Source organism: Paraburkholderia tropica (assembly GCF_900109265.1).
GTDB lineage: Bacteria > Pseudomonadota > Gammaproteobacteria > Burkholderiales > Burkholderiaceae > Paraburkholderia > Paraburkholderia tropica.
Genome location: NZ_FNZM01000024.1, coordinates 68,237 through 79,153, shown reverse-complemented (window position 1 = coordinate 79,153; position 10,917 = coordinate 68,237). Strand labels below are relative to the sequence as shown.

Below are 10,917 nucleotides of genomic sequence, written 5' to 3'. Positions count from 1 at the left end.
ACGGAGCTGCCGCGTTAAACCTCATTAAGTCGTGCAAAATCCAGCGCGTCCGTCGCCAGGACAGGACGCACGGGAGACGGCAGGAGACAGATGCCAGGAAGCCGGGCACCCTTCGGGGTGACCCGGTTTTTTTGCGTCCGGAGGCGTCCGGCGCGCGTGTGTTTGCGGGTTGTCACGGGCGCACCGCGTCGCGCGGGCGCGCTACCATGTGGCGATTGTCGATTGTCCGACCGTTCGAGGACTGCCGATCATGTCCGAAGCCCGGGAAGCCCACGCCGCAGCCAGCAAGGACGCCGATCAATGGCGGCGCTGCTTCGTCGCGCTCGCGCCCGATACGCCGTCGCGCGACGCGCTCGCCGCGCTCGACGTGCCACCCGGCGCGCGCCGCGTGCCCTACGCGCAGTTGCACATGACGGTGGCGTTCATCGGCGCGATGACCTTCGCGCAGGGCGAGGCGCTCGCGCAGCGGCTCGCCAGTCACGCGACGCCCGTGCCGCCTGCGAGCGTCACGAAAATCGAATGCTGGCCGGGCGGCGCGCAACCGCGTCTGATGGTGGCCGTCGTCGCGATGTCCGATGCGTTCACGGCGCTCGACTGGGGCGTGCGTTCATCGATGGGGGAGGTGGGTTTGTCGCTCGATGCGCGCGCGTTTCGTCCGCATGTGACGCTCGCGCGCTTCACCCGCGATGCGCACGGCGCGCCGCCGCCGCCGAGCGCCGCAGCGTTGCCGCCGCTGCGCTTCACGTCGCTCGTGCTCTATTCGAGCACGCTGGCGAAGCAGGGCGCGAAATACGAGGCGCTGGCGAGCGTGGCGCTGTAAGCGGGAGCGCCCGCGCCTCGCGTCTCCCGCCTCGCGCGTTCAGCGTCAGCGCCGGTAGCGCGCCAGCGTCAGCCCGTCGAGATCGATGTCCGGCCGGTGCTGCGTCACGAGATCGGCGACCACGCGGCCCGATCCCATCGACATCGCCCAGCCCGTCGAGCCGTGGCCGACGTTCATCCACAAGCCGTCGACGCCCGATGCGCCCAGCAGCGGCGCGCCGTCCGGCACCATCGGCCGCCTGCCGACCCAGAATTGCGCCGACGACGGCGTGGCCGCGTGCGGAAACCAGTCGTCGAGCACTTTCATGAGCGTTTGCAGCGCCTGCTCGCGCAGCGTCGTGCGATGGTTGCCGAGCTCCGCCGTGCCCGCCACGCGCAGATACGGCCCGAAACGCGTGATCGCGGTCTTGAGCGACTCGTCCATGAGCGCGGCGCGCGGCGCCTTGTGCTCGTCGACGACCGGCAGCGTGGCCGAGTAACCCTTCACCGGATAGAGCGGCACGCGCACGCCCAGCGGCGCGACGAGCGCCGCGCTTTCCACGCCGAGCGCGACCACCACGGCATCGGCGGCCAGCGTGTGCGGCGAGGTGTCGGCGGCGGGTTCGGCGAGATCGGCGGGGCGCAGCACTTCGGCGGGCGCGCGCCGCTGTTCGCGACGGTTGCGCGCCTCGCGGCCCGGCACCGCGCGCACGCGCACGCCCGTCACCTTGCCGCCCGCGGATTCGAGCGCGAGCACTTCGGTATCGAAGACGAACTTCACGCCGCGCGCCTCGCACACGGCGCGCAGCTCGCGCGTGAAGCGCGCGCAGTCGCCCGCTTCGTCGTCGGGGAGATAGATGCCTGCGACCGGCTTCACGCGCGACCACGCGAGGCCCGGTTCGATCTGCGCGCAGGCATCGGCGTCGAGTTCGCGATACGCGATGCCCGCGTCGCGCAGCACGTTCAGCGCGGGCTGCGCGAGCTCGACGTCGTAGTCGCTGCGAAAGAGTTGCAGATAGCCCTGGCTGCGGCCGTACTCGAACGCATGCTGCGCGCGAAACGCGTGCAGACATTCGCGGCTGTAGTAAGCGATGCGCTGCATGCGCTGCTTGTTCACGCGAAAACGCGCGAGGTCGCATTCGCGCAGCCAGCGCGCGATCCAGCGCCACTGCGCGGCGTCCAGCGCGGGGCGGAAGATCAGCGGCGAAGTGGGTTTGAGGAGGTATTTGAGGAGCTTGGCCGGCATGCCCGGCGCGGCCCACGGCGTGACGTAGCCAGGCGCGATGACGCCCGCGTTGCCGAAGCTCGTGCCGAGCGCGACGCCCGGCTCGCGCTCGATGACCGTGACGTCGCAGCCTCGTTCGCTCAGATAGTACGCAGTAGCGACGCCGATCACACCGGCGCCGAGGACGATCGTTTTCATGCCGGTCGTAGTGAGAGGGACGGAAGGTATTGCAGCATGTTCGGGCTCATCGTGCAGCGGAGTCCGCAGGCGGCCGGGCTTGCTTCTGAGCCTGCTGATCGGCAATGTCTGACGCGCCATGATCGGCCAGCACCTTGCCCTTCGTTTCCGGCAGACACAGCGCCGAGACGATCACGAGCAGATAGCCCGCGCCCGCCACCGTACCGATCGCTTTCACGAGCGTCGTGGTCTGCGCGAGCGTGCCGACGAGGATCGGAAAGAACGAGCCGAGACCGCGTCCGAGGTTGTAGCAGAAGCCCTGTCCCGAGCCGCGGATCGCGTTCGGGTAAAGCTCGGAAAGATAGGCGCCGACGCCCGCGAAAATGCCCTGCACGACGATGCCGAGCGGAAAGCCGAGCGCGAGCATCGCGGCATCGGTGATCGGCAGCATCGTGTAGGCCATGCCAAGCGCGAAGGAACCGATCGCGAACAGGATGAACGACGCGCGCCGGCCGATCTTGTCGCACAGAATCGCGCCGACGATATAGCCCGTGAACGAGCCGACGATCAGCACGATCAGATAGCCGCTCGTGTTGAATACGGACAGATGGCGCACCGTCTTCAGATAGGTGGGCAGCCAGGTGGTGATCGCGTAGTAGCCGCCGAGCATGCCGGTGCACAGCGCGCTGCCGAGCAGCGTGGTCGCCAGATGCGCGGGCGCGAAGATCTGCAGGAAGTGGCCTTGCACGTCGCCGGCCTCGCGCGCGCGGCGCGTCTGCAGGAACACCTCGGGGTCGCTCACGTTGCGGCGCACGTAGAGAATCCACAGCGCGGGCAGGATGCCGATCCAGAAGCACGCGCGCCACGCGTATTCCTCGGGCAGCAGCGCGAAGAAGGCCCAGTAGAGAATCGCCGCCGCGCCCCAGCCGAACGACCAGCTGCTCTGCACGGTGCCCACGGCCTTGGCGCGATGCTGCGGCGAGCGGATCGTCTCGGCCATCATGATCGTGACGACCGACCATTCGCCGCCGAAGCCGACGCCTTGCAGCGTGCGCGTGGCGAGCAGTTGCCAGAACGAGTGCGTGAAACCGGAGAGACAGGTGAAGAGCGCGAACGTGGCGATGGTCCATTGCAGCACGCGCACGCGGCCGTAGCGATCGGCGAGGATGCCCGCGAGCCAGCCGCCGATCGCCGACGAGATCAGCGAGCTGGTGGCGATCATGCCCGCCTCGCTTTTCGTCATGCCCCACGTGGCGATGAGCGTCGGGATCAGGAACGAGTAGATCATGAAGTCGAACGCATCGACGGCGTAGCCGCCGAAGCCCGCGTAGAGCGTGCGGCGCTCGCGTGCGTTCAGTTCCTTGAACCATTGAAATGCTGCCATCGCGCGTCGTCCCCAGGATTGTTGTGCGCGCCACGACCGGCGTGGCGACGGGTGGCGAAAGCGGCGTCCGGTGGCGCGGGCCGCTGGCGATGCGTCGAGGCGCGCGCTGCTGGCGGGCCGCCGATGCTCGAACGGCGCTATTTTACGGTGCGACAGGCTGTCGCGGCCAGGGAAGCCCTCAGGATGCGGGGCATTGTGTGCGCTTTCGCTCGCGATTTTGCGCGATGGTGCACGCGTGTTCGCTTCACGTGCGATTTGCGTGGGCGATGTTTGCGCTGCGTGCGCGGTTTGCTGATGGAGCGCGATGTGGCGCAGGTGTCGCGCAGGTGTCGCGCAGGTGTCGCGCGTGGCGTTTGATTCGCCGGCGAGCGAACCAATGCGTGATGCGCGCGGGAGAATCAGCCCAGCGTCAGTCCGCCATCGATGTGGATGGTCTGGCCGGTGATATGACGCGCGGCGTCGGAAAGCAGGAAGGCGATCAGTTCGGCGACATCGGCGGGATCGGCCACGCGGCCCAGCGGCGTGACTTCGGCGGCGCGCGCCCACGCGGGGGCGTTCTCCGGCGTGGGACCGGCGTCCTTGCGCGTGTAGCCGGGCGCGACGCAATTCACGCTCACGCCGTGCGGAGCGAGTTCGGCGGCGGCGGTTTTCGCGAGCGATTCGAGCGCGGCCTTCGCGGCGGCCGTGGCCGCGAACGGCGCGTCGGCGCGATAGCGATGCGCGACGAACGAACTCACCGCCACCACGCGTCCGCGCGCCGAGCGTATCAGCGCGGGTTGCGCCCTGCGAACGAGCGACGCGAACGCGGCGGGCATCGCGGCGAAGGCGGCGCCGAGCGTATCGGTGTCGAGTGCGGCCAGCGTCTGGCGCTGCGCGTGGCCCGCGTTGGCGACGAGCTGATCGAGCGCGCCGAAGCGTTCGAGCGTGGCGTCGATCAGATGCGCGGCGGGTTCATTGGCGAGATCGGCAAGATCGGCGCAAGCCGTCGCGCAGACCGCGCCGCGCGCTTCGCACGTTTGCGCGACATCGGCGAGACGGGTGCGCGAGGCCGCGTCGGCGCCGCGTGCGTGCAGCATCAGCGCCACGCCTGGCGCGGCGAGCCTGCGCGCGAGCGCCGCGCCGATGCCGGAGCCCGCGCCCGTGATCAGGACGACGCGTTCGCCGGACGCCGCGCGGCTTTCGGCGCTCACGCCGCCACGCGCTCTTCAGGCGAGCGAGCGATTTCGAGCGTGTCGTGGTGATACGCCTCGAGCGATTCGCGATGCGCCACGCTCACGATCGCCGCCTTCGGCAGACGCTCCATGAAGAGCTTGTAGAGACGGCTTTCGTTGTCCGGATCGAGCGCGCTGGTCGCTTCGTCGAGGAACAGATAGTCGGGCTTGTGCAGCAGCACGCGCGCACCCGCGAGACGCTGCTGTTCGCCCGGCGAGAGCACGCGCGTCCAGTGCGCCGATTCGTCCAGGCGATCGACGTAGCCTTCGAGACGGCAGGCGCGCAGGGCTTCGCGGCAGTCTTCGTCGCTGTAGTCGTCGGCGGGCGAGGGGTAGGTGAGCGCGGCCTTGAGCGTGCCGATCGGCAGATAGCTCTGCTGCGGGATGAACATCATGCGCGCATCCACGGGCGCGTCGATCGAGCCTTCGCCGAACGGCCAGAGGCCCGCGAGCGCGCGCATCAGCGTGCTCTTGCCCGCGCCCGACGGGCCGCGCACGAGCCAGCGCGAGCCCGGCTTGATGGCGATGTCACGCACTTCCGAAAGCGGCTGGCCATTGGGCAGCGCGAGCTTGAGGTGCTCGGTGCTCAGTTGCTCCGCGTCGACGTAATGCAGATTGATGCCGCCATGCTCGGTGGCCGGCGAGACGCTTTCCTTCAGACGCGGCGAGTGCACCACGCGCACGAATTCGCGCAGACGGTTCACGGTGGCGCGCCACTCGACGAGGCTCGCGTAACTGTTGATGAACCACGAGAAGCAGTCGCTCACGGTGCCGAAGGCCTGCGAGATCTGCATCAGCACGCCGAACGTGAAGGCGCCCGCAAAGTAGCGCGGCGCGGCCACGACGAGCGGGAAGATGATGGCGATCTGGCCGTAGAAGCTCAGCACGAAGGTGAGGCGCTTCGTGTACTTCATCACGCGCCACCAGTTTTCGCGGATGTGCTCGAAGAGGCCCTGCGCATTGCTGCGCTCGGTTTGCATGCCGTCGTAGAGCGCGATCTGCTCGGCGTTTTCACGCAGGCGGATCAGGCCGAAGCGGAAGTCCGCTTCCACCTTTTGTTGCTGATAGTTGATCGACACGAGCGGGTGGCCGACCTTCTGGATCACGAGCGACCCGAACACGGCGTAGAGCGCGGCGGCCCAGACCATGTAGCCCGGAATCGTGATGGGCGTGCCGCCCAGCGAGAAGGTGAGCGCGCCCGCGATGGTCCACAGGATCGTGATGAACGAGATCAGCGTGACGACCGTCGAGAGCAGGTCGAGCGTCAGCGAGAGCGTGCTGGTGGCGAACGATTGCAGGTCGTCGCTGATACGCTGGTCGGGGTTGTCGGCGAGACGGTCGCGCTCGATGCGGTAGAACGCGCCCTGCCGAAGCCAGTCGTTCAGATAGTGCGTGGTGAGCCACTGGCGCCAGCGGAAGCCGAGCATCTGGCGAAGATACCGCCCGTACACCGCCAGGATGATGAAGCCGAACGCAAGCGCCGTGAAGATCATCAGCAGATGCGGGAACTGTTTGACGTCCTTGGTTTGCAGGGCGTTGTAGAAGTCCGCGTTCCAGCCGTTCAGACGCACGTTGATCCACACAACGGCGAGATTCATCGCGATGATCGCGACGAGCAGGCCCCATGCGATCCAGCGTTCCTCGGACACCCAGTAGGGCTTGATGAGGCTCCAGGCCGTGATCTTGTGATGCTCGTTCTGATCCGGCGTGGCGCGGGGAGTGTGGTTGGTCATGAGCGTCCTGATGTTGTGCCCTGATGGTGTTGCCGTGTATGTCCGGTATGCCGCCTTCCGCCGTCCTTTGCCGCGTCTTTCGCGAACGCGGCGCGAGTCGCGTACGGCACGCGGTGGGCGGACTTGCTAGCGATTCTGTCGCGAGCCGCTTAAGTGAGTCTTAATGCCACGTTGGGCCACGCGCGCCCCATTCTCTCACCGCCCGAAGGCGGCCGGGCGGCATACGGGGTTCGGGGCATTGTGCCAGAGCGCCGCTTGCGCCCCCCATTTTTAGGGGCCGCCGCGGCCCGCGCGTGGAGACGAAAAGGCCGCCGGGCGCACTGAGCGGCACAGCCCGGAAAGCAGCGGAAAGCGCGTGAAGAAAACACAGAAAAACCCGCACAAAACCCCACGAAAACGCCCGCAATGCAGCATCGGCAGCCTATAAACCGGCCTGCCGGGCGGTTTGCGGCGCGCGCGCCTTTTGTGGTCTAATGACTGCTGACGAAACAGGGGTGCTTCACCGGTATGCCTGCATGCCGCCGTGAGGCTGAGAGAGACCCTTCGCACCCGATCCGGGTAATACCGGCGCGGGAAGTTTCCGGAAAGTCTTGCTGGCGCCGCTTTTTCGAGTCCGTTCCTCCGGTTCGGGCGTGGCGTCCAGATTCCCGCCGGGCAACGCGTGCAGTGCAGTTAGTTTTCGCGCGCATCGTTTGCACGGCCGGCTTTGCCAGCCGGTTTCGTCCTTGGGTACGCATGCTTGTTGCCGTACGGAAAGGATCCGATGACCGCACCTTCTTCACCTCAATCAGTTCGCTCCCCGATTCTGGAAGCCTCGCCGGATGCTTCGGTGTCCTCTGCCGTGCCCGATTTCGCCGTGCTCGGCGGCGGCCTGTGCGGACGCCTCGTCGCGTGGCGACTCGCGGGCGCCGGGCATCGCGTGGCGCTTTACGAGCGCGGCGGTCCCGAGGGCGGTGAAGCCGCGGCCTGGGTCGCGGCGGCCATGCTCGCACCGCTCGCGGAAGCCGCCGTCGCCGAACTGCTGATCACCGAACTGGGCGTCGAATCGCTCGACACCTGGCCGCGCATTCTCGCCGAGCTGCCCGAACCCGTCTTCTTCCAGCGCAACGGCACGCTCGTGGTCTGGCATCACGCCGACCGCACCGAGGCGCCGCTGTTCGAGCGCCGCGTGCGCGCCAACGCGCCGCGCGCGCTCGCCGACGCGCATTTCACGACGCTCCAGGGCGCTCAGCTCGACGCCGCCGAACCGGCGCTCGCCGGGCGTTTCGCGCGCGGCTGGCTGCTCGACGGCGAAGGTCAGCTCGACAACCGCCAGGCGCTGGCCGCGCTCGCCGCGGGCCTCGCGCAGCGCGGCGTGCAAACACACTGGAACACCACGGTCGACGACGCGAATCCGCCGCCCGCGCGCGTGACGATCGATTGCCGCGGACTCGGCGCGAAACCCGCGCTGCCCGCGCTGCGCGGCATCCGCGGCGAAGTCGCGCGCGTGCACGCGCCGGGCATCGGGCTCACGCGTCCGGTGCGCCTGCTGCATCCGCGTTATCCGCTCTATATCGCGCCGAAGCAGAACGATGTCTACGTGATTGGCGCGACCGAAATCGAAGGCGAGGACCGCTCGCCGGTGAGCGTGCGCTCGGCGCTCGAACTGCTGAGCGCGGCGTTCGCCGTGCATCCGGCGTTCGGCGAGGCGCGCATTCTCGAACTCAATTCGCAGTGCCGCCCGACCTTGCCCGACCATCGCCCCGCGCTCTTCTGGGACGGCGACAACACGTTGCGCGTGAACGGCCTCTATCGCCACGGTTTCATGATCGCGCCCGCCGTCGCCGACGAAGCGGTGCGAGTGGCCGAAGCCTTGCTGGCCGGACGCATGCAGAACGCCGACGGATTCGAGGCGCTGCGCGCCGAATCGCGCTGGCCGGCGATGCTGCACGACCGCCGCGCCGAAGCCGCGCCGCGTGCGCACGAACCGGCCTGAGCGCGTCGCTATCCGCGAACAGGAACACGATGGACACGACGGCGCGCCGCTTGCGCCGCATGAAACACACGTAGTCAGACGAATCGTTATGGACATTCAGATCAATCAGAAGCCGCTCACGCTCCCCGAGGGCGCGACCGTCGCCGACGCGCTGGTCGCGTTCGGCGCGCGTCCGCCGTTCGCCGTCGCCGTGAATGGCGATTTCGTGGCGCGCGCCCAGCACGGCGCGCGCGCATTGTCGGCGGGCGACCGCCTCGACGTCGTGAGCCCGGTGGCCGGCGGCTGATACGGCCGCTAGCCGATCCGCGCGCCCACGCCACCCGACCAGGATTTCCGCCATGACCACGCTTCAACCGACCGCCGACGCGCTCACGCTCTACGGCGAAACTTTCCAGAGCCGCGTGCTGCTTGGCACGTCGCGCTATCCGTCGCTGCAATCGCTGTCCGATTCGATGGCGGCCGCGCGGCCCGGCATGATCACCGTCGCGCTGCGCCGCCAGATGAACGAGGGCGGCGCCGAAGCCGGCTTCTTCGATCTGCTCAAGCGCCACGGCGTGCCGCTGCTGCCGAACACGGCGGGCTGCCTCACCGTCAACGAAGCCGTCACCACGGCCCACATGGCGCGCGAGGTGTTCGACACCGACTGGATCAAGCTCGAACTGATCGGCGACGACTACACGCTCCAGCCCGATCCGGTCGGCCTGATCGAAGCCGCCGCGCGGCTCGTGAAGGACGGCTTCAAGGTGCTGCCGTACTGCACCGAGGACCTCGTGATCGGCCGCCGTCTGCTCGACGCGGGCTGCGAGGCGTTGATGCCGTGGGGCGCGCCGATCGGCACCGGCAAGGGCGTGATCAATCCGTACGGTTTGCGCGTGCTGCGCGAGCGGCTGCCCGACGTGCCGCTGATCGTCGATGCGGGCCTCGGCCTGCCGTCGCACGCGGCGCAAGTGATGGAGTGGGGTTTCGACGGCGTGCTGCTGAACACGGCGGTCGCGCAGGCGACGCATCCCGACGCGATGGCGCGCGCGTTCGCGCTGGGCGTGGAGGCGGGGCGCAGCGCGTTTCTCGCCGGACCGATGGCCGAGCGCGAAGCCGCTGTGGCGAGCACGCCGGTCGTCGGCATGCCGTTCTGGCACCAGGATGGAGGCAAGTAATGAGTGAAACGTTGCATTTTCAGGGCCGTGAATTGTTCTGGCCGCCCGCCGACGCGCTGACCGCCACGGCGGAACGCATCCGCGCGCGACTGGGCGACTGGGCGGCGACGCAGGCGCCGTGGCGCATCTGCCTGACGCCGCCCGACGCGCCCAACGGCGGCGATCTGATCGTCGTGACCGACGCCGCGCCGCATCTCGCGAACATCGCGCGCTGGATGACGCAAGGCGCGGGCGTGATCGAAGCTGCCGGCGACGATCCGTGCGAGGCGCGCGTCACGCTGCATCTGGGCGGCGAGCGCTACGCGCTCGAAGGCGCGCTGGCCGAGGACTGGATCCCGGCGCTGGCGGCGTTCCTCGACTGCGGTTTCGATCCGCACGACGCGCTCGTGCTCGCACTCGCCTGGCGCGACGGCGACGAACAGCAAACCGACGCCTGGCCGGTCGACATCGCGCGCTTCCCGCGCGTGCTCGGTCTGCCCGACGCGCCCGCGCAGCCCTTCGCGCCTTGCCCGGCGCGGCTCGGCCTGTATCCCGTGCTGCCGAGCGCCGACTGGGTCGAGCGCGTGCTCGACTACGGCGCGACGACCGTGCAGCTGCGCAGCAAGCAGCCTGAATCGCCGGAACTTACGCGTGAAATCGAGCGCTGCGTCGCGGCGGGCCGCAAGCACGACGCGCAATTGTTCATCAACGATCACTGGCAGGCCGCCCTGGCGGCGGGCGCTTACGGCATCCATCTGGGCCAGGAAGATCTGCGCGAAGCCGATCTGAACGCGATCGCGGCGTCGGGCACGCGCCTCGGTCTGTCGACGCACGGCTATTTCGAGATGCTGACGGCGCTGCACTTCCGTCCGAGCTATATCGCGTGCGGCGCGGTGTTCGCCACCACCACCAAGCAGATGCCGACCGCGCCGCAAGGTCTCAAGCGTCTCGCACGCTACGTGCAGCTGCTCGACGGCGTGGTGCCGATGGTCGCGATCGGCGGCATCGACGCCCCCGCCTTGCCCGCCGTCCTCGCCACCGGCGCGCCGTGCGCCGCCGTCGTGCGCGCCGTCACGGAAGCCGCCGATCCGGCTGCCGCCGTTGCTGCGCTGCGCAACGCGTTTACGCAATAATGGTCCGCCTCGTCGCCGGTCGCGCCCCTGTTGCGTGACCGGCGCGAGGAGCGAGCAGCGGGGCCTTTCACGGCCTTTCCGACTGCATCAAGCGGCATGGGCGCATCACGGCAGCAATTCCACGATGGCCCTATAATCCCGCCTTCGT

The 10,917-nt window shown here is 68.6% G+C and carries 9 protein-coding genes and 1 riboswitch; of the genes, 5 read left to right on the top strand and 4 right to left on the bottom strand.

Annotated features, from left to right (window positions below; translation table 11 throughout):
- Nucleotides 1–250: 250 nt before the first annotated feature.
- Nucleotides 251–820: an RNA 2',3'-cyclic phosphodiesterase gene (gene thpR / locus BMY06_RS32430; RefSeq protein WP_065062727.1), complete on the top strand. Its 570-nt coding sequence runs from the start codon at nucleotides 251–253 to the stop codon at nucleotides 818–820.
- 45 nt (nucleotides 821–865) lie between these two features.
- On the opposite strand, the gene BMY06_RS32425 is transcribed toward thpR, so the two are convergent.
- The 4 genes from BMY06_RS32425 to BMY06_RS32410 all read right to left on the bottom strand — a co-directional run bounded on the left by BMY06_RS32425 (nucleotide 866) and on the right by BMY06_RS32410 (nucleotide 6,528).
- The gene (locus BMY06_RS32425) at nucleotides 866–2,221 is read right to left on the bottom strand and encodes a D-amino acid dehydrogenase (RefSeq protein ID WP_065062725.1); all 1,356 of its coding nucleotides are present in this window, start codon (nucleotides 2,219–2,221) and stop codon (nucleotides 866–868) included.
- Nucleotides 2,222–2,267: 46 nt separating this feature from the next.
- Nucleotides 2,268–3,584 carry an MFS transporter gene (locus tag BMY06_RS32420; RefSeq protein WP_080180421.1) on the bottom strand — a complete coding sequence of 439 codons (1,317 nt, stop codon included), beginning with the start codon at nucleotides 3,582–3,584 and terminating at the stop codon, nucleotides 2,268–2,270.
- Between the two features lie 398 nt (nucleotides 3,585–3,982).
- Nucleotides 3,983–4,774 (bottom strand): SDR family NAD(P)-dependent oxidoreductase, encoded by a 792-nt coding sequence (locus BMY06_RS32415; protein ID WP_074987158.1) that lies wholly within the window; start codon nucleotides 4,772–4,774, stop codon nucleotides 3,983–3,985.
- Nucleotides 4,771–6,528, bottom strand: a complete 1,758-nt coding sequence (locus tag BMY06_RS32410) for an ABC transporter ATP-binding protein/permease (protein ID WP_074987157.1) — start codon at nucleotides 6,526–6,528, stop codon at nucleotides 4,771–4,773. The genes BMY06_RS32415 and BMY06_RS32410 overlap by 4 nt, the downstream gene beginning before the upstream one ends.
- A gap of 480 nt (nucleotides 6,529–7,008) precedes the next feature.
- Nucleotides 7,009–7,121, top strand: a riboswitch (TPP riboswitch).
- A 236-nt stretch (nucleotides 7,122–7,357) separates the two neighbouring features.
- On the opposite strand from BMY06_RS32410, the gene BMY06_RS32405 reads away from it, so the two are divergent.
- From BMY06_RS32405 to thiE, 4 genes are all read left to right on the top strand, one after another.
- A complete protein-coding gene (locus BMY06_RS32405; protein WP_244144446.1) occupies nucleotides 7,358–8,503 on the top strand; it encodes an FAD-dependent oxidoreductase in 1,146 nt (381 codons plus the stop codon).
- Between the two features lie 88 nt (nucleotides 8,504–8,591).
- Nucleotides 8,592–8,789, top strand: a complete 198-nt coding sequence (gene thiS, locus BMY06_RS32400; protein ID WP_065062715.1) for a sulfur carrier protein ThiS — start codon at nucleotides 8,592–8,594, stop codon at nucleotides 8,787–8,789.
- A gap of 52 nt (nucleotides 8,790–8,841) precedes the next feature.
- Nucleotides 8,842–9,657: a thiazole synthase gene (locus BMY06_RS32395; protein ID WP_065062713.1), complete on the top strand. Its 816-nt coding sequence runs from the start codon at nucleotides 8,842–8,844 to the stop codon at nucleotides 9,655–9,657.
- Entirely contained in the window at nucleotides 9,657–10,769 is a 1,113-nt protein-coding gene (thiE, locus tag BMY06_RS32390; RefSeq protein WP_074987156.1) for a thiamine phosphate synthase, read from the top strand. The genes BMY06_RS32395 and thiE overlap by 1 nt, the downstream gene beginning before the upstream one ends.
- The last annotated feature ends 148 nt before the right edge of the window (nucleotides 10,770–10,917 follow it).